Genomic DNA, 18633 nt, shown 5'->3' with positions numbered 1-18633 from the left:
GGCGGGGTTAAATCCCGACCATTGAGGAGGGTGAAATGCTGGAACTGAATGGAATAAGAAAAAGCTTTGGCAAGATCGAAGTCCTGCGCGGCGTCGACCTTGAGGCGCGCGCCGGCGAGGTGCATGCGCTTCTGGGCGAAAACGGCGCCGGCAAATCGACTCTTATGAAGATCCTGAGCGGCATCCTGCAGCCCTCGGAAGGAACGATCCGCATTGACGGCATGGATCGCCGCTTCGCCAATTACGATGAGGCGATTGCCGCCGGTGTCGGCATCGTGTTTCAGGAATTCAGCCTGATCCCTTATCTCAACGCCGTTGAAAACATGTTCCTTGCCCGCGAAATCCGCGGGCCGCTGCGCCTTCTGAACAAGGGCGCGATGCGCAAGCGCGCAGCCGAAATCATGGGCCGGCTCGCCGTGGATGTACCGCTCGACGTGCCGGTGCACCGCCTTTCCGTCGCCCAGCAGCAATTTGTCGAAATCGCCAAGGCCTTGTCACTGGATGCCCGCATTCTCGTGCTCGACGAGCCGACCGCCACGTTGACGCCTTCCGAGACCGAACATCTGTTCAAGGTCATGCGCGAACTGCGACGTCAGGGTGTCGCGATCATCTTCATTTCGCACCACCTCGAGGAAATATTCGAGATCTGCGACCGCATCACCGTCCTGCGCGATGGCGAGCTGATCGGCTCTTGCCTGACGTCGGAGGTCGACAATGACCGCCTGGTTGAAATGATGGTCGGCCGGCGCATCGAAGCCAGCTTCCCGCCGAAGCCGCAACTCGATCCTTCCGCCGCGAAGGTGATCGAAGTCGAGGAGCTGCAACTGAAGAAGGGCGGCCCTGTCTCGCGTTTCGCGCTGCGCAAGGGCGAAATTCTTGGTTTTGCCGGGCTCGTTGGCTCAGGCCGCACGGAAACAGTTCTCGCCATGCTCGGCGCGCATTCCGCGACGCGCCGCAAGATCAAGCTCGATGGTGTGGAGACGCGTTTTTCCGGCCCCGATGATGCGCTGATGCGCGGCATTGGCCTGCTGCCGGAAAGCCGCAAGGAAGAGGGCCTGATCACCAGCTTCTCCATCCTGCAGAATATCTCGCTCAACAATTACGGCAAATACCGCAAGGCGCACTGGTTCCTCGATCTCAAGAAGGAACTGGAGTACACGACAAAGGCCATGGCGCAGGTGCAGGTGAAGGCACAAGGGCCTTACGCCCGCGTCGACACGCTGTCCGGCGGCAACCAGCAGAAGATCGTTATCGCGCGCTGGCTGAACCACGACATGCGCGTGCTGATCTTCGATGAACCGACACGTGGCATCGATGTCGGAGCGAAGGCAGAAATCTATTCGCTGATGCGCGAATTTGCTGCCAGGGGCCATTCGATCATCATGATCTCCTCGGAACTGCCGGAAGTCATCGGCATGTCCGACAGGGTCTGCGTCTTCCGGTCCGGCGGCATCGTTGCCACGGTCGAGGGAGACGACATCAATTCAGAAACAATAATGACAAACGCCACCACCGGGAGAGTTGAACATGTCGCTTGATGCAAACACCGGCGTTGCCGCGAAAACGGGCGGTTTCAGTCTCAGTGCCATGCTGCGCTCGCCGCTCGCCCTGCCGCTGGCGGGTCTGATTGTCGTATCCATCCTGATGGGGCTTGCGAGCGACAATTTCTTCAGCCTCAACAACATCATGAACGTGTTGCGGCAGGTTTCCGTCGTTGGCATTCTGGCCGTCGGCATGACTTTCGTCATTCTGACCGGCGGTATCGACCTGTCGGTCGGCGCTGTCATGGCGCTTATCGGAACGCTTTCCGCTGGCCTGATGGTGAACACCGGCCTCTCGCCTGCAATTGCGCTGCCGGCCGGCCTGTTCATCGGTCTCGGCATCGGCATCTTCAACGGGGCGCTTGTCGCCTGGGGCAAGATGCCCGCCATCATCGTCACGCTCGCCACCATGGGCATGGCCCGTGGCCTTGGCCTTATCTATTCCGGCGGCTACCCCGTCAGCGGTATTCCGAGCTGGATTTCCTGGTTTGGTGTCGGCCGTATCGGTGTGGTTCCCGTCCCAGTCGTCATCATGGTGGTGATCTACGCCATCGCCTGGGTGCTGTTGCAGCGCACCGCTTTCGGCCGCCACGTCTATGCGCTCGGCGGAAACGAGCTGGCAGCCCGTCTTTCGGGCGTGAAGACCCAGCGCGTCAAGCTTGCCGTCTATGGCATCTCGGGCGTCACGGCAGCATTTGCGGCACTGATCCTCACCGGTCGCCTGATGAGCGGTCAGCCCAATGCCGGTGTCGGCTTCGAACTCGATGCCATCGCGGCCGTTGTTCTTGGCGGCACGGCGATTGCAGGCGGCAGGGGCCTCATTCTCGGCACGCTCATCGGCGCGGTGCTGCTCGGCATTCTCAATAACGGCCTCAACCTGATGGGCATCAACCCCTATCTGCAGGATGTCATCAAGGGCGGCATCATCCTGCTGGCCATCTATATCGGACGGGAATGGCGCTAAGCCGGCCCGGAAATATCTTCATAAACGCAGGAGAATTAAATGTCTGAATCGCTGCAAGGCAAGATTGCGGTCATCACCGGCGCCGCATCCGGCATCGGGCTTGCCACCACAGAAGCGCTGTTGGAACAGGGCGCGACCGTGGTCATGGTGGACTGGAACGAGAAGGCCCTCAATGATCTGGTTGCCAAGCTTGGCGACCGCGCCATCCCGCAGGTCACCAATCTGCTCGATGCCGACAGCTGCAACGCAATGATCCCTGAGATCCTCAAGAAGGTCGATCATATCGACATTCTCTATTGCAATGCCGGCACCTATATCGGCGGCGATCTCACCGAGACGACGCCGGAAGCCATCGACAAGATGCTCAATCTCAATGTCAACGCCGTCATGAAGAATGTTCATGCCGTCGTGCCGCACATGTCGGAGCGCAAGACGGGTGACATCATCGTCACCTGCTCGATTGCCGGCCACTTCCCGACCTATTGGGAACCGGTCTATTCGGGTTCGAAATGGGCGATCACCAGCTTCGTGCAGGGCATGCGCCGCCAGATGATCCCGCACGGCGTGCGCGTTGCGCAGGTCTCCCCTGGCCCGGTCGTTTCCGCACTGCTGGCCGATTGGCCGGAGGAAAACCTCCGAAAGGCCAAGGAATCCGGCAGCCTGATCGATGCGAGCGAAGTGGCCGATGCCGTCGTCTACATGCTGACACGCAAGCGCACCGTCACCATCCGCGACATGCTGGTCTTGCCGACCAACTTCGACCGCGTTTAAAAAATCCCTGGGCGGCGGAAAGACCGGACACGGTCCCGCCGCCCAACCCTTTCCAGCATCGGATGATCCCCTCCGAGGAGTATCGCAAATGGCTTCCTATCTTGTTGGCGTCGATGTCGGGACCGGCTCGGCGCGGGCCGGTGTCTTCGACGTCTCGGGCAAGCTCCTCGCCACCGCCAAGCGTCCGATCAGCATGCATCGCGAAGATGGCGGCATTGCCGAGCAATCGAGCGCGGAAGTGTGGCAGGCGGTTTGCGACAGCGTCCGGGAGAGCGTCTCACGCGCTGGTATCGATCCTGTCGATGTTGCCGGGATCGGTTTCGATGCCACCTGCTCACTCGTCGTTCGCGGGCCGGACGATAAGACCCTGCCGGTTGGCGCTGCCGATCATCCCGAACGCGATATCATCGTCTGGATGGATCACCGTGCCGTTGAACAGGCGGAGCGCATCAATGCCGGAGAACATGCGGTTCTTAAATATGTCGGTGGCCGCATCTCTCCCGAAATGCAGACGCCGAAGCTTTTGTGGCTTCGGGAAAATCTACCGGATGTCTATGCCCGTGCCGAACACTTCTTTGACCTGACGGATTTCCTCACTTGGAAAGCCTCCAGTGCACTTGATCGATCCGCCTGCACGGTCACCTGCAAATGGACCTATCTCGCCCACGAGAACCGATGGGATTCGGAATATTTCAACAATATTGGCCTTGGCGATCTGGCGGAACAGGGCTTCCGCCGCATCGGTGAAAGCGTCGTCCATCCGGGCACGGCGCTCGGCACCGGTCTGACGGAAGACGCCGCAAAGGCGATGGGGCTGGTGGCAGGCACCGCCGTTGCTGCGGGCCTGATTGATGCCCACGCCGGCGGCGTCGGTACGGTTGCTGCGGGTGGCGATGCTTCGAAATGCCTTGGTTATGTTTTCGGGACCTCGTCCTGTACCATGACGACGACAGCCGAACCCGCCTTCGTGCCTGGCGTCTGGGGGCCTTATTATTCGGCCATGGTTCCCGGTGCGTGGCTGAATGAGGGCGGCCAGTCTGCTGCCGGTGCGGCCATCGATTATCTGGTTCAGCTACATCCGGCAGTCCCCGAAGCGAAGGTGCTTGCCGAGAAGGATGGCAAAGCCTTGCCGGTCTGGCTTGCCGACCGCGCCCTCGGCCTTGCCGAATCCGCTTCCGCCGCAGCAAAGCTTGCAGAGGATTTTCATGTGGTGCCGGAATTTCTCGGCAACCGCGCACCCTTCGCCGATCCCCATGCCCGCGCGGTGGTTGCCGGGTATGGTATGGAAACCGGCGTGGATTCCCTTGTCGCGCTTTATGTGGCCGGGCTTCTCGGCCTTGGTTACGGGCTTCGTCAGATCATCGAAACGCAGGCCCGCAACGGCGCGCCGGTGGAAACCATCAGTGTCAGCGGCGGTGCGGGTGCCCACCCGCTTGCACGGCAGTTGCTGGCCGATGCGACCGGGCTTCCCGTCGAATTAACCGAATGCGAGGAGCCGGTCCTTCTCGGCTCCGCCATGTTGGGCGCCGTCGCCGCAGGTACTTATCCGGACCTGATGGCGGCGATGTCGGCAATGTCGCGTATTGGCAGCAGTGCAACGCCCGATCCTGATTTTCAGAGGGTTCACCAAGCGCGTTACGACGCGTTTCTGACGCTGCAGAATGCGGCCCGCGCCATTCGTTCCGCCAGCCATTCCTGAGCGCCGTCAAAAATAACTTAGATCATCCGGCCGCATTGGCCGCAAATAACGAGGATTCCATGCAGTTTTCCGGAAAATCCGTCATCATCACCGGCGCAGGCAAAGGCATCGGCCGCGCCTGCGCGCAGCTGATGGCCGCACGCGGTGCGGAGGTCGTGGCGATCAGCCGCACGCAGTCCGATCTCGACAGCCTCAGAAGCGAAATCGGCGGACGTTCGATCCGTGCCGATCTTGCCGACGTAGCCGCCACCCGCGCCGCCATGGCCGAAGCCGGCACCTGCGATTTCCTGATCAACAGCGCCGGCATCAACGTGCTGGAAAGTGTGCTTGACATGAGCGATGCAGGCTACGAGGCCGTGCTGGGCATCAATCTGCGCGCAGCCATCATCACTTGCCAGGAATTCGCCCGCGCCCGTGTTGTAAGGGGCGGCGGCGGCGCCATCGTCAACATCACCTCGATTGCAGGGCATCGCGGCTTTCAGGATCACCTGTGTTATGCGGCGTCCAAGGCCGGGCTTGAGGGCGCAACCCGCGTGCTTGCCAAGGAACTTGGCCCGCATGGTATTCGCGTCAATGCCGTCGCGCCCACCATCACACTCACTGAACTGGCTGCGGAAGCGTGGAACGATCCGGTCAAAAGCCAGCCTATGATGGTGCGTCATCCGCTCAACCGCTTCGCAGAAGCCGAAGAGGTGGCGCAGAGCATCGCGCTGCTGCTTTCCGATGACAGCAAGATGATTTCAGGCGCCGTATTGCCAGTGGACGGCGGCTTCCTCGCCGTTTGAGCGAAACAACAGCTGCTCTCGGCGCAGGCCGATTGAAACCTGAAAAAATCGATGCGCGGGGTGCGATACGCATTGCCCGCGCATTTCATCTATGGCGGATGGAGTTAGTTCAGGTCCGGGTGCCGGCCGACGAGCTGACTGCGTTTCGTCTGCAGAATTTCTTTCTGCTGTTCCAGTTTGAGAAGCTCTTCGTCAATCTCTTCAACGCTTTTTTCGATGTGCAGATATTGCGCGGCGAGAAGCGATTTCGCCTCCTTGCGGCTGGAGGCGTTGGGCGTATCGCCATAAAGAGGCCGGTTCGCCGTCTCTTTCAGGAAGAAAGTGGTGACAATGCCGAAGACAGCGGCGACCATGAGGTAATAGGCCGGCATATAGATGTTGTCGGTCGCTTCCACCAGCCAGGCCGTGGCCGTTGGAGTCAGGCCGGCGACGATGATCGAGATGTTGAACGCGATCGCCAGGGCGCTATAGCGTATGCGCGCCGGAAACAGAGCGGGCAAGGTCGAGGCCATGATTCCGATCAGGCAGTTCAGCGCGACGGCAAGAATAAGCAAGCCGAAGAAAATCTGGACCACCTGCCCGCTGGCGATGAGATGGAAAGCCGGTAGCGAGAGAAAAAAGATCGCCGTGCTACCGACAGCGAGGAAAGGTTTGCGGCCTATCCGGTCGCTCAAAAGCCCGATGGCCGGCTGGACGAACAGCATACCCACCATGACGGCGATGATGATGAGGACGCCGTGATCCTCGCTGTAATCCAGCGTCTTTGACAGGTATGTGGGCATGTAAGTCAGCAGCATGTAGTAGGTGACATTGGTGACGAGAACCATGCCGATGCAGATTGCCAGCGAACGGAGATGTTTGCTGGTGATCTCCGCGATGGGGACCATGGGCCGTTCCTTCAGCGACTGACGGTCCTCCTCTTCAGCGCGGTGAAGGCGTTCGGTGAAAGCCGGCGTCTCCTCCGCGGCGTGGCGAAGATAAAGGCCGATCAGTCCGAGCGGAGCGGCAAGGAAGAACGGAATGCGCCAGCCCCAGTCGAGAAATTTCGCCTCGCCCATGGCGGTGCTGAGCAGCACCACCAGTCCCGCGCCAAGCACAAAACCGGCAATCGAGCCGAAATCGAGCCAGCTGCCGAGATAACCGCGTTTGCGGTCGGGCGCATATTCCGCCACGAAGATGGCCGCACCGGTATATTCTCCGCCCACGGAAAAGCCCTGAACGAGCTTGCAGAGCAGCAAGAGGATAGGGGCCCAGATGCCGATGGTCGCATAACCCGGAATAAGGCCGATGCAGAAGGTGCTGGCCGCCATAATGATAATGGTGAGAGAGAGGACTTTCTGCCTCCCGAACCTGTCGCCCATCGCCCCGAAGAAAACGCCACCTAGCGGACGAATGAGAAACGGAACCGAAAATGTCGCAAGTGCCGCCACTGTCTGAACGGCGGGGGCAGCCTCCGGAAAGAAGACCTTGCCAACGGCGTAAGCGACAAAGCCGTAAACACCGAAATCGAACCACTCCATGGCATTTCCGAGGGCGGCTGCCGTCACGGCTTTTTTGACCTTCTCGTCATCGATGACGGTCACGTCGTCAATGCTCAGCGGGCTGGCCTGAATCTGACTGTTCAATTGTTGTCCCCTTGAATGCCTTGCAACCATTTATTGCGCGACGTGAAAATGCGTGACATGCGCATGTGTTCCATTTGCAGGCGGAAGCGGTGCGGGGGGCGGGGTGTGCCCCAAAAAACGAACGCCCGGCAATGGCCGGGCGCTTGTGAAGTCTGGTGGGATGTATTCAGTGACGATGCTCGGGCATGTCCTTCAACTGATCCTTCGTCCATGAGGTCACCGCGTGGACATCACCGTCCTCATCGCGCATGAAATCGAGATCGCTGAGCGGAACTGCGACGGGCTTTGCGCCGATGCCGAGAAAGCCGCCGACATCGATGATCGCCGTGCTGCCGGCGCCGACGCCGTGTACGTGGTCAACCTTCCCGACCTTGTGGTCATCGGCGCCATAGACGGTCGCGCCTTCTAGAACCGACGGCGTCAGTTCGGTTTCAACCAGACGTACGTGATTGCTATGATCCATTTTTTCCTCCTGTCGTGGTTTACAGGAACAGAACTCCCGCGTTGCAGAACCGTTCCATTGGCTGTTGCTCGCAGTCATTGCGCTGCCTTGCGAACAGACCTGCAAGCTTCCGGAATGAACATGCCGATACTTTGTCATTCGATAGTCATGTTTGACCGAGAAAACCCTCTTGAAATTAATGAACGCGTGTGCAATATGAACACGCGTTCACTCAAAAGAAATGGTTTTGCGCATGGACTCGATGCCCTATCCGGATACATTGGCAGCTCGCGCGGAACTGTGCCGCAGCGTTATTTTATCCGCCGGCGAACTGGTGCTCAAAGGTTTTCAGGGTGAGGCGACACGAAGCTTCTCCATGAAGGGGCCGCAGGATTTTCTGACTGTGACCGATGCGGCTTCCGAGGCGCATATTCGCGGGGCGATCTCGGCTTGTTTCCCAGACGATAGTTTCTTTGGTGAAGAAGGCGGCGGTGAGATCGGCGATCGGGTTTGGGTCGTCGATCCCGTGGACGGCACCGCGAATTTCGCGCGTGGCATCCCGCATTTCTGCATCTCCATTGCTTATGTCGAAAAAGGGCGGACCGAAATCGGTGCGATCTATAATCCTGCGCTTGACGAGCTTTATTTCGCGCGTCGCGGTGAAGGAGCAACGCGCAACGGGCAGCCGATTCAAACCGCGGAAACGACGCGCTTTGATGCGTCATCGATCGAGATGGGCTGGTCGACCCGGATCGCGAATTCCACATATCTCGATATCGTCAGGAACCTGCTCGATATGGGCAGCAATGTTCGTCGTGCAGGCTCAGGAGCGCTGGCGCTTGCCTATGTGGCCGACGGTCGTTCCGACGCCTATCTCGAATTGCATATGAATTCATGGGATTGTCTTGCAGGCTTGCTACTCGTCAGCGAAGCTGGCGGCGATGTCTGCCCATTTCTGGAGATTGGCAGTCTTCGGGACGGCGGGCCTGTTCTGGCTGCGGCCCGCGGTGTTGCCAGAGGCGTCAGCCAGGCAGCGAATATACCCCTTGCCGAAAGGACGCCGTCGGACCGGCAGCGCGCCGCCTCGGCCTGATTTCAGGCGAACACCTGTTCGGGGTGTTCGCGCATGTGGAGGAATGAAATGGATGGACCCGTTTATGCCCGCCCGGCAATCAGCCTGATTGCGGAAGGGCTCGGTCCGCATAATGCCGCCCTTTACATCGGCGGCAGCGATGGTGCTGGCGACCGGGAGCTTCTGCGCCGGCACGGCATTACGACCGTCGTTAATTGCGCCGTCAATCTTGATATCAATCTCGTGCAGACGATGGCCGAAGAAGGCGACCGGCGGGCTGTGGGTTATGGTGACATCCGCTATTACAAGCTTGGCCTGATCGACGGCGATGGCAGCCCTGACACCATGATGCTGGGCGCTTATTACATACTCGATGGCGCACTTCGCCAGACCATGCCGAAGCGGGAGACTTATCCCTTTGTCGATGGCGGCAATGTGCTTGTCAACTGCCGCAGCGGCCGCAGCCGTTCCGTCTCGCTGGTGGCGCTTTTCCTGCACAAGCAGCAGCCCGACCTCTATCCGACCCTCGACGATGCGCTGGCCGTGATCCGCACGAAACGGGAATTGCGGCCTGACGAATGGTTCGAGACGCCGAAACCGATGCTTTATGCCGCCGCCCGCCGTGCTTCCGAATGGATCGACTTGGTTGAGGGCAGAAAGATCGCGCAATCATGCTGACACATATGCTGCCTTCCGTTGCCGTCATTGCCGATGCGCATTTTCATGATACTTCAGCGGATTTCGGGTTTCCCGGCATCGAAATCGAAGGCGAGCGCATCACCATGCGCAGCTGGTCGGAAACGCGTGAATCCACCCGGGTTTTCAACGAGAGCGCGGATGCATTGCATGCGGCGCTGGAAGAGGTGCGCCAGCGTGGCATTCGCCATGTGGTGCTGCTCGGCGATTATACCGATGACGGCCAGCGGGTGACGACCGAAACGCTGAAGGGCATTCTGGAACGCCATCGCGATACCCATGGCACCGCTTTTTATGCGCTGCCCGGGAACCATGACATTTTCGGCCCTTGCGGCCGAAATCACACCAAGGAATTCCTGACGGAGAACGGCAAAGGCGTCCTGGTTTCCAGCGATGCGCGCCGCACCGGGGAAGGGGTCGTCATAACCGACCGCATGTACTGCGAAGGTTATCCCGCCGGCCTCGATCCGATGGGGGCTTTCGGTTATTTCCGCCAGCCGGATTATCTGCATTGGGAGACGCCCTTCGGCGCGTCCGACGCGCCGGAAGACCGGCTCTACGACGTGCGCTCTCCCGATGGGCGGAATATCTATCGCTTGATGGACGCCTCCTATCTTGTCGAGCCGGAAGAGGGCCTCTGGCTCCTGATGATCGATGCGAATATTTTCGAGCCGCGCGACGGTGTCTTTCAGCGAGGTGAGGAAGCCGCCTTTACCGACAGCACTTCGGGTGGCTGGAACGCGCTCCTGCGTTGCAAGCCCTTCATCATTGACTGGATTGCCGACGTGCGCCAAAGGGCGGAGCTGCTCGGCAAGACCTTGCTGGGCTTTTCCCATTATCCGGTGCTCGATCCCTTCGACGGAGCAAGCCGTGCCGAAGGTGCCCTGTTCGGTGAAACCAATGCCGTGCGCCGTACGCCACGCAAAGCGGTGGAAGACGCGCTGGTACGGGCTGGGTTAACCGTCCATTTCAGCGGGCACCTGCATGTCGAGGGCGTGACGCAGGGTGGGAAGGGTGATAGGTCGCTCACCAATATTGCCGTCCCTTCGCTCGTCGCCTTTCCTCCCGGATTCAAGGTCATCCATCCAGCCCGGCAGGACATCAGCGTGGAAACGGTGGAAATGACCGCTCTGCCGGTCAATGACCGTATTTGCCAGGGTTACGCGCAGGAGACGGTACTGGCAGGTGAAGAGGACGACCCGTCTTTTGCAGCCGGTGATTATGGTGGGTTCCTGCTTGGCCACAAGCGGGCGCTGATCAGACATCGCTATTTCAGCAAGGAATGGCCGACAGAGGTCGTTGCGGCAATCTCCGACAAAACCGTGCAGGAGGTTCTCCTCCTGCTTGGGCAGGATGGCCACGAACTGTCTGATGGACTTGCGCTGTCATTCGAATTGCCCATGTTCGAGCTGATTGCCGACTGGTATTGCCTGCGACAGGCGGCGGGTCTAGCCCTGCCGCATATCCCGCATGAGCGGCTCTGTCTCTATCGGAAATTGGCGCAGCGTTTCGGCCGCGCGCCGGATCGTCACGACCGGTCCGTCAGGAGTTTTATCGAAATCTTCCTCGGAGCGCTCGGCCTGTTTCTTGAGCGTGCAGAAAGCAGCCCGCGTGACATTACGCTTCGGCTCGGGTCGCAGCGTGACCGCGTTGCAGTTTGATCCGACGATTTGCGGAAGGGGCGGTCTATCATGGCTGGGTTGATTGCTGTCCGACCACCGGGACGGCAGGCGGGGTGATTGAATGGAATCGGTCGTTGTCGGCATCAACCTGTTCGGCGCCGTGGCTTTGCTGCTTTTCGGGCTTGCGCAGATAAAGGATGGCATGTCACGCGCCTTTGGTGCGAGGCTCCGCATCGGTCTGGCCGCCGGCACGCGCGGCCAGTATCGCTCCTTCTTCGCTGGTCTCGTGGCGACAATCGCCTTGCAGAGTTCCACTGCCACCGCGCTGATGGTCGCCTCTTTCGTCGAGAAGGACCTCATCGCGCCGGCCATGGCGCAGATCGTCCTGCTCGGCGCCAATGTCGGAACTGCGATGACGGCGTGGATTGTCGCTCTCGGGCTTGGCTGGCTGTCACCGTTGCTCATCCTTGCCGGTGTCATCCTGTCGCGTGGCAAATCGGTGCAGCGGCAGGGAGGCGGGGCGGCGGTGGCAGGTGTCGGTCTCATGCTGCTGTCCCTTCATCTTCTCTCGGCTGCAACTGATCCCATCAGGCAGTCGCCAGCACTGGGTCTCTTTATCGGCATGCTCGGTGATGCCTGGCCTGTGGCGCTGATCTTCTCCGCCGTCCTTGCTGTTCTTGCCTCCTCCAGTCTCGCCATCGTCGTTCTGATCCTGTCACTTGCCGCCAGCGGCGGCATGGAAACGAGCCTCGTGATCGTTCTGGTGCTCGGCGCCAATCTCGGTGGCGCGGTGCCGCCGGTACTGGCGACGCTGAAAGCCCCGATCGCGGCACGCCGGGTGACGGTGGGAAATCTCGTCGTCAGGGCCATCGGCTGCCTCGCTGCGCTGCCGCTCGCCGGATATGCCGCGGCCCTGCTGGACATGTCACCCTTTTCGCATGCGAATCTTGCTGTGGATGCGCATCTCGCCTTCAATTTTGCTGTTGCCGCCTTCGCGTGGCCGCTCTCGCCAGTGCTTCTGCGAGTAACGACGATGCTGCTGCCAGACAGAGAGAGCACCGAAAACAATCACAGCTATCTCGACAGTCACGATCTCGATCAACCGGTTGCGGCGCTTGCCGGTGCAAGCCGCGAGGTGCTGCTGGTCGGCGACCTGATCGAGCTTATGCTGCGGCAGGCGAGTGAGGCCATGCGGGACAGCGATGCCGCAAAACTCAACGATATCAGTAGCCTGGAGGGCCGGGTCGACCGCCTGCAGCATGAAATGAAGGTTTATGTCTCGAAGGTCGGACAGAATGGCCTGGCCCGCAAGGACCAGCGTCGTGCGATGGATATTGTCGAATATGCCATCAATCTCGAACATATCGGCGATATCATCGAAAAAGGTATCCGTCCGGAGATTGCCAAGAAGATCGATCTCGGCCTCCGCTTTTCCGATGATGGGAAAAGTGAACTTGAGCGCCTTTTTGCCGTCACGCTCGATAATATCCGCATGGCACAGTCCGTTTTCGCCACTCGCAACGCCGATCTTGCCCGTCGGTTGGTGGAAGTGAAGGAAGATGTGCGGCGGCTGGAAAAACAATCGTCGGAAAGCCATCTCCAGCGCCTGCGCGACGGCCGGGTTGACAGCATTCAGACCAGTTCGGTGCATCTGGACATGTTGCGCGATCTCAAGCGCATCAACGCCCATCTTGCAGCCGTCGCCCACCCGATCCTCGATGAGAGCGGGCTGCTGATCGAAAGCCGGATCCGGCAGGCGGCGGGTTAGCGTGCGGTAATGCGCTCCACCATGGAAACGGGCACGACCTGGAGCCGCGTTTCCGGCTCGTCGCTGTCAAGAGCGGTCAGGACCTTCTCCGTCAACGCGTCGAAGGACTGGGCAACGGTCGTCAGCTGGTAGCTTTTCCAGCCCGCCTGCGGAATGTCGTCGAAGCCGACGATCGAGATGTCTTCCGGCACCCGGCGGTCCATTTCGAGACGAGCGGCGTCCATGAAGCCGAGCGCGAGCAGATCGGTCACGCAGAAGGCGCCATCGATGGACTTGTCCGCCAGCAATTCGCAGCCGGCCTGATAGCCGCTGTCATAGCTGGTTGGACCACCGGACCAGGGCACGACCTCGATGCCTTCAACCGTCATGCGCTGGGTGAAGGCACCGGCGCGGCGCAGCTGAGCCGGCGTCTGGCTACCGCTGGAAACGACCGCGACTTTCCTGCATTTCGCCGCCACAAGCCGCATGGCGGCAAGATCGGCGCCATGGGAATCGTCGCTCAACACCATATTCGTGTCGGTGCGATCAAGACGCTGATTTATGAGAATGAGGCGCACGCCATTGGCGATGCATTCATCGACGATCGAAGCCGGCGGTTCGCCGGAAAGGACCACGATGGCCTGCGCGCGGAATTCGAAGAGAAGCTCGATCAGCGGCGCAATGTCCTTGCGGGCATCTGCCGCATTCAGCAACAGGCATTGCAAGCCCCGGCGCAGGAGGCCGATGCTGAGGAGATCGAGCTGTTTTGAAATAAATGGGGAGCTGAGATTGGCACCGACGACCCCGATGAGATTGGAGCGGTCGTTGTTGAGACCCTGCGCCAGACGGTTGACGCGGTAGCCGAGTTCCTGTGCGGCTTTCAGCACCTTGCGCCGGACGGCCTTCGATACGCTGCCGCCGGGTGTGAAGGTACGAGAGACGGCGGAGCGTGAAACCCCGGCCTTTTTCGCCACCTCTTCGGCCGTCACGAACCCTCTTGCCATCCGACTCCCCCGGTTCCGAAATCCAATGCCTGATATCACAGGCTACGGGATGTCGGCTATTCCAATTTCACCAGCACCCCGTCACCCTTGAGAAAAGCTCTCTGGCGTTTCAGGAAATATCCAATCCGTTCCACAGGCGTCGGGACAGGAAAAACATTTCCTGCCCGGCGCCGTTCAAAAATTACAGTTTTGTGACAAAAACACGTTTGAAAACAAATAAATAACTTAATGATCACGTGTGCATTTTTTCATTGACAAAACGTCTTTTAAGACGGATCATGCATTCCAAGGTAGAGCGAGATATGGAATTTTTATTCCATAATTGCTTTGCCCGCGATGTTTTCGGGAGGAGCTGGGATCATCGTTGTCAGCGGGTGAAACACCCGCTTCTGAAGCATTGATGCATTGCTGAAGGTTACGCACGCGCCGCCTGTTCTGCGGGTCGCGCGAAGGCAGGTGTTTGCCGGCGCGTGAGGGCAAAGCGTGGCCATATGGGGAGAGAGAATGGCTCTTTTAAGCGAATCGACGAAGGCGGAGGCGCTGGGAAGTCCCCCGACGAACGCGCCTTCGGCATGGCAGGCCTGGCGGTATCGTCTCAAGGTCGCACTCAGGGAGCCTACGACGCTGATCGGCGTTCTGACGGCTCTGCTTTTCACCTATCTGATCGTCGTTCCGATCATTTCGATCATTCTCGATGCCGTCCGCGTCCAGTTCGGCCACGAACGGCGCCTCGGCAAGGATGTCGGCGATCTCACGCTTTATTATCTCGACAGGGCGTTTTTTTCGCCCGTCGCATCGGATCTTTTCTGGCGTCCGCTCTTCAATACGTTGACCGTCGCATTCGGGGCGATTGCGCTTTCGCTCGTCATCGGCACCGTTCTTGCCTGGCTTATCAGCAGAACGGACATGTTCGGCCGCCGCTGGTTCGCCACGGCCTTGATCGTGCCCTATATGCTGCCGGCCTGGACCTTCGCGCTCGCCTGGACGACGTTGTTTAAAAATCGCACCGTTGGCGGCCAGCCCGGCTGGTTCGAGGCGATAGGCCTCACGCCGCCGGACTGGGTGGCTTACGGGCGTTTCCCGATCACCATCATCCTTGCCCTGCATTACACGCCTTTCGTCATCCTGCTGTTCGGCTCGGCGCTTCGCCGCTTCGACTCGCAGCTCGAAGATTCCGCCCGCATTCTCGGTGCCCATCGTTATCAGGTCGCCCTGCAGGTCATCCTGCCGCTGATGCGCCCGGCGCTATTGTCCTCGATGGTGCTGATCTTTGCGAAATGCCTTGGCGAGTTCGGCGTGCCCTATGTTCTCGGGCTGCCCGTGAAGTTCGAGGTTCTCTCCACATCGCTGTTCCGCAGCATTGCGTCGCGCCAGACGGGCGTTGCCGGTGTCGTCGCGGCCTCGATCATGCTCATCGGCATCATCACGCTCATGATCGACGCCCGCCTCGTTCGCGAAGCCCGCCGTTTCGTGACCATTGGTTCGAAAGGCTCGATGAACAGGCAGAGCCGTCTCGGCAAGATGCGGCTTCCGGCGACGGGCTTCGCGGCTGCCATCTTCGTCCTCAGTGTCGGCCTGCCGCTTCTGACCCTGGCGCTCTCGACGGTCATGAAAATGCCGGCCCGCTTCACGTTCGACAACTTCACCCTCGATTACTGGATTGGCAGCAACCTCAACACCGTCGCCTTGCAGACCGGCGTGCTCCTGAGCCCCGACCTATGGGCTGCCGCAAAAAACACGATGATGATCGTCGGGCTTGCCTCGCTCACATCGGGCATTCTTGGCCTGCTCGTTGGTTATGTCGTCATCCGCACGCCGGTGCGTGCCCTGTCCGTCTACCTGCGACAGGTGACGTTCCTGCCCTATCTCGTGCCCGGCATTGCCTTTGCCGCCGCCTATCTGTCGCTCTTTGCCGTTCCGCGCGGGCCGATGCCGGCGCTCTATGGTACGGTGACGATCCTCATCCTGGCGCTGATCGCTGACCAGATGCCCTATGCTTCGCGAGCCGGCATTTCCGCCATGACGCAGCTTGGAAAGGACCCGGAAGAGGCTGCCCAGATCGCCGGTGCAGGCTGGTTCCGCCGCATGATCTCGATCGTCATCCCGATCCAGAAAGGATCGCTGGTGACCGGGGTTCTCCTGCCCTTCATTTCGGGCATCAAGGGTCTCAGCCTCTTCGTGATCCTCGCCGTGCCGAGCACGGATGTTCTGACCACCTATTCGCTGCGGCTGGTCGACTACCACTACACGCAGGCTGCCAACGCCGTGGTGCTGATCATCGCCGCCATTGCCTATTTCGGCACGCTGTTGGCCCAGAAGCTGACCCGTACAAATCTTGCAGAAGGACTTGGAAGCTGATGCCTACCATCAACCTGCGCGGTGCGCAGAAAAACTACGGCGTGAATTCCGCGAATGCGGTTTCCGATCTCGATCTCGAAATCCGCGACGGCGAGTTCATGTGCCTGCTCGGGCCTTCCGGCTGCGGCAAGACCACCACGCTTCGCATGATAGCTGGCCTCGAAAACCTCTCGGGCGGAGAGATCCGCGTCGGCGACCGGGTGATCGATTCCGTGACCGAAGGCATTTTCGTGCCGCCGGAAAAAATGTGAAATGGGCCTTGTTTTCCAGAGCTACGCGCTATGGCCGCATCTGACCATCGAGCGCAATACCGATTTCGGCCTGCGCCTGCGCAAGCTGCCGAAAGCCGAGCGTGAAGCCCGTGTCGAGCGCGTCATGCAGGCGCTCGACATCGCCAAATATCGCGACCGCTATCCGTCGCAGCTTTCCGGTGGTCAGCAGCAGCGTGTGGCGCTTGCCCGCATGCTCGCCGTCAATCCGGGCGTTCTGCTTCTCGATGAGCCGCTCTCCAATCTGGATGCCCGGCTGCGGCTTGAAATGCGCGCCGAGCTGAAGCGGCTGCACAAGGAATTCAAGACGACCATCGTCTTCGTGACGCATGACCAGTGGGAAGCCATGACGCTTGCCACCACCATTGCCGTCATGAACGAAGGCACGCTGCAGCAGATGGGCATGCCGAACGATATCTACGACCGTCCTGCCAATCGTTTCGTCGCCGAATTCGTCGGCAGCCCGCCGATCAACATACTGACTTTCGGCCAGCCCGGGGTGTCGGACATAGCGGACAGGGCGGAAGCCTATTTCGCAACCCGTTATCCGCAACTGCGCGGCATTGCCTCGATCGGCATGCGGCCGGAAGCCATGGGCTATGTGATGAAGTCCGAGGATGTGCCGCAAGGCAGCTTCGCCGGCGAGATGACGGTGACCGGCGTGCTGCCGACCGGCGGCAGCTGGATTCTCGAACTCAGAAGCGAGAACCACACGCTTTTCCTGACCACCCACTCCCTGCCGCGTATCGACAGCGGCGACCGCGTGTTCTTTCACGTGCCGCCTGAAGCCCTTCACGCCTTCGATGCCAGGGGGCAGAGGATCACCGAGGCGGACGCCGTTCTGCGCCACAGCACCTACAACTGAAAACGCCGCCGAGACGGCTGAAGGAGAAGCAGGATGAAGCGGACAATAGCGGGCCTGAGCCGGCTCTTATGCGCAACGGCGATTGCCGCAACGCTTGGCGGCGTGGCGAAAGCGGGAGAGCCTTTCGACCTCAATGCCCTGATCGAGGCGGCGAAAAAGGAAAAACCGATCACCGTCTATGACAGCACGGGAAAGATCGTTGAAATGGCGAAGAACTTCGCCGCGAAATACGGTGTCGGCGCTGAGGGCGCGAAGGTGAAGGCCTCCGCCCAGCTGGAGATGATCATCCGCGAGGCGCGCGCCAACAATATTCAGGGCGACGTCTCGATCATCAGCGATGCGCCGGCCGCGATGGCGCAGCTTATTCCGCTCGGTTTTGTCGAAAGCTGGCTGCCGCCGGATATGGCCGGCAATATTCCGCCGGAGTATCAGGACCCGCTGACCGTCGTCACCAGCGCCAATGTCTGGGCTTATAATAGCGAACTCTTCGACAAATGCCCGTTTCCAATATCTGGGAACTGACCGACCCGAAGTGGAAGGGGAAGGTGGCGATGCAGGATCCGCTCGGCAAGGCATCCTATGTCGACTGGTTCAACCAGATGGCCAGCCACGGCGACGGTGAAGTGAAAGCGGCCTATAAGGCGCTTTACGGCAAGGACCTCGAAACCGGGGAAAAGAGCGCGACGGCAGCCTGGGTGAAGGCGCTTGCCGCCAATGCTCCGCTTCTGACCGACGCCGATGCGGCTGCTGCCGAAGCCGTTGGTGCTCCCGGTCAGAAAGAACCCTTCATGGGCCTCATCAGCTCGGCCAAGTTCCGCGACAATGCCGAGAAGGGCACGAAACTCGGCCTCTGCAAGGAGCTGAAACCCTGGGTCGGCTGGCTCTATCCGGGCGTTGGGCTGATCACCAAGGGCACGAACAGCCCGAATGCGGCGAAGCTTTTCATTCACTACATCATGACTGCCGAAGGCATCGCGCCGCAGGCGATCGACGGCAAGATGTCGACCAACAGGGAGGTAAGTCTGCCCGCCGACGAGCCATCGGGTATTGGCGCCGTCCTCGATAACATCCTGCCCTACAGCATGGCGACCAGTCTTGAAGACTGGGATGCGCGTGAAACCTGGCAGGACTTCTGGCGTGTGAACTACAAAAAATAATGGGGGGTCAACTCGT

The 18633-nt window shown here is 60.0% G+C and carries 13 protein-coding genes and 2 pseudogenes; 12 read left to right on the top strand and 3 right to left on the bottom strand.

Translation table 11 applies throughout. The features are described from left to right. Positions 1–35 precede the first annotated feature (35 nt). From AGR2A_RS17515 to AGR2A_RS17495, 5 genes are all read left to right on the top strand, one after another. Positions 36–1538, top strand: coding sequence for a sugar ABC transporter ATP-binding protein (locus tag AGR2A_RS17515; RefSeq protein WP_006698672.1), 1503 nt, complete (start codon positions 36–38; stop codon positions 1536–1538). Then, a complete protein-coding gene (locus tag AGR2A_RS17510) occupies positions 1528–2505 on the top strand; it encodes an ABC transporter permease (RefSeq protein ID WP_004438211.1) in 978 nt (325 codons plus the stop codon). The genes AGR2A_RS17515 and AGR2A_RS17510 overlap by 11 nt, the downstream gene beginning before the upstream one ends. A 39-nt stretch (positions 2506–2544) precedes the next feature. Continuing rightward, positions 2545–3276 carry an SDR family oxidoreductase gene (locus tag AGR2A_RS17505; protein WP_004438213.1) on the top strand — a complete coding sequence of 244 codons (732 nt, stop codon included), beginning with the start codon at positions 2545–2547 and terminating at the stop codon, positions 3274–3276. Positions 3277–3364: 88 nt separating this feature from the next. Then, positions 3365–4975: an FGGY-family carbohydrate kinase gene (locus tag AGR2A_RS17500; RefSeq protein ID WP_072493630.1), complete on the top strand. Its 1611-nt coding sequence runs from the start codon at positions 3365–3367 to the stop codon at positions 4973–4975. A 59-nt stretch (positions 4976–5034) separates the two neighbouring features. Continuing rightward, entirely contained in the window at positions 5035–5760 is a 726-nt protein-coding gene (locus AGR2A_RS17495; protein WP_072493686.1) for an SDR family oxidoreductase, read from the top strand. Between the two features lie 104 nt (positions 5761–5864). Here AGR2A_RS17495 and proP read toward each other — a convergent pair whose 3' ends face one another. Together proP and AGR2A_RS17485 are read right to left on the bottom strand one after the other, a co-directional pair. Beyond that, a complete protein-coding gene (gene proP, locus AGR2A_RS17490) occupies positions 5865–7385 on the bottom strand; it encodes a glycine betaine/L-proline transporter ProP (RefSeq protein WP_072493629.1) in 1521 nt (506 codons plus the stop codon). A gap of 166 nt (positions 7386–7551) precedes the next feature. Continuing rightward, entirely contained in the window at positions 7552–7848 is a 297-nt protein-coding gene (locus AGR2A_RS17485) for a PRC-barrel domain-containing protein (protein ID WP_004438228.1), read from the bottom strand. A 232-nt stretch (positions 7849–8080) separates the two neighbouring features. Between AGR2A_RS17485 and AGR2A_RS17480 the strand changes: the two genes are divergently transcribed. From AGR2A_RS17480 to AGR2A_RS17465, 4 genes are all read left to right on the top strand, one after another. Beyond that, positions 8081–8920, top strand: coding sequence for an inositol monophosphatase family protein (locus tag AGR2A_RS17480; RefSeq protein WP_072493685.1), 840 nt, complete (start codon positions 8081–8083; stop codon positions 8918–8920). A gap of 48 nt (positions 8921–8968) precedes the next feature. After that, the gene (locus AGR2A_RS17475) at positions 8969–9577 is read left to right on the top strand and encodes a dual specificity protein phosphatase family protein (protein WP_006698666.1); all 609 of its coding nucleotides are present in this window, start codon (positions 8969–8971) and stop codon (positions 9575–9577) included. Then, positions 9571–11256, top strand: coding sequence for a metallophosphoesterase family protein (locus AGR2A_RS17470; protein WP_072493628.1), 1686 nt, complete (start codon positions 9571–9573; stop codon positions 11254–11256). Before AGR2A_RS17475 ends, AGR2A_RS17470 begins: the two co-directional genes overlap by 7 nt. An 82-nt stretch (positions 11257–11338) precedes the next feature. Then, complete coding sequence (locus AGR2A_RS17465; RefSeq protein ID WP_072493627.1) at positions 11339–12985, top strand: Na/Pi cotransporter family protein; 1647 nt, start codon at positions 11339–11341, stop codon at positions 12983–12985. On the opposite strand, the gene AGR2A_RS17460 is transcribed toward AGR2A_RS17465, so the two are convergent. Beyond that, entirely contained in the window at positions 12982–13968 is a 987-nt protein-coding gene (locus tag AGR2A_RS17460; RefSeq protein ID WP_004438242.1) for a LacI family DNA-binding transcriptional regulator, read from the bottom strand. The two genes, AGR2A_RS17465 and AGR2A_RS17460, sit on opposite strands and share 4 nt — an antisense overlap. A gap of 504 nt (positions 13969–14472) precedes the next feature. On the opposite strand from AGR2A_RS17460, the gene AGR2A_RS17455 reads away from it, so the two are divergent. From AGR2A_RS17455 to AGR2A_RS17445, 3 genes and pseudogenes are all read left to right on the top strand, one after another. Beyond that, complete coding sequence (locus AGR2A_RS17455; protein WP_072493626.1) at positions 14473–16326, top strand: ABC transporter permease; 1854 nt, start codon at positions 14473–14475, stop codon at positions 16324–16326. Further along, a pseudogene (locus AGR2A_RS17450) lies at positions 16326–17460 on the top strand (ABC transporter ATP-binding protein). The gene AGR2A_RS17455 and the pseudogene AGR2A_RS17450 overlap by 1 nt, the downstream one beginning before the upstream one ends. A 33-nt stretch (positions 17461–17493) precedes the next feature. Beyond that, positions 17494–18617 (top strand): annotated as a pseudogene (locus AGR2A_RS17445) (ABC transporter substrate-binding protein). Positions 18618–18633 lie beyond the last annotated feature (16 nt).

The sequence above is a fragment of the Agrobacterium genomosp. 2 str. CFBP 5494 genome, from assembly GCF_900013495.1.
In the GTDB taxonomy this organism is placed as follows: Bacteria; Pseudomonadota; Alphaproteobacteria; order Rhizobiales; family Rhizobiaceae; genus Agrobacterium; species Agrobacterium pusense.
Note: the sequence above shows the minus strand (reverse complement) of the source record. Positions and strands in the feature narration are given on the sequence as shown.

Excerpts from the sequence above, each read along its gene's own strand:
- AGR2A_RS17475 (WP_006698666.1), top strand. The coding sequence starts at position 8,969 with ATGGATGGACCCGTTTATGCCCGCCCGGCAATCAGCCTGATTGCGGAA.
- AGR2A_RS17460 (WP_004438242.1), bottom strand. The coding sequence starts at position 13,968 with ATGGCAAGAGGGTTCGTGACGGCCGAAGAGGTGGCGAAAAAGGCCGGG.
- AGR2A_RS17465 (WP_072493627.1), top strand. The coding sequence starts at position 11,339 with ATGGAATCGGTCGTTGTCGGCATCAACCTGTTCGGCGCCGTGGCTTTG.
- AGR2A_RS17480 (WP_072493685.1), top strand. The coding sequence starts at position 8,081 with ATGGACTCGATGCCCTATCCGGATACATTGGCAGCTCGCGCGGAACTG.
- AGR2A_RS17510 (WP_004438211.1), top strand. The coding sequence starts at position 1,528 with ATGTCGCTTGATGCAAACACCGGCGTTGCCGCGAAAACGGGCGGTTTC.
- AGR2A_RS17485 (WP_004438228.1), bottom strand. The coding sequence starts at position 7,848 with ATGGATCATAGCAATCACGTACGTCTGGTTGAAACCGAACTGACGCCG.
- AGR2A_RS17455 (WP_072493626.1), top strand. The coding sequence starts at position 14,473 with ATGGCTCTTTTAAGCGAATCGACGAAGGCGGAGGCGCTGGGAAGTCCC.
- AGR2A_RS17500 (WP_072493630.1), top strand. The coding sequence starts at position 3,365 with ATGGCTTCCTATCTTGTTGGCGTCGATGTCGGGACCGGCTCGGCGCGG.
- AGR2A_RS17505 (WP_004438213.1), top strand. The coding sequence starts at position 2,545 with ATGTCTGAATCGCTGCAAGGCAAGATTGCGGTCATCACCGGCGCCGCA.
- AGR2A_RS17470 (WP_072493628.1), top strand. The coding sequence starts at position 9,571 with ATGCTGACACATATGCTGCCTTCCGTTGCCGTCATTGCCGATGCGCAT.
- AGR2A_RS17515 (WP_006698672.1), top strand. The coding sequence starts at position 36 with ATGCTGGAACTGAATGGAATAAGAAAAAGCTTTGGCAAGATCGAAGTC.
- AGR2A_RS17495 (WP_072493686.1), top strand. The coding sequence starts at position 5,035 with ATGCAGTTTTCCGGAAAATCCGTCATCATCACCGGCGCAGGCAAAGGC.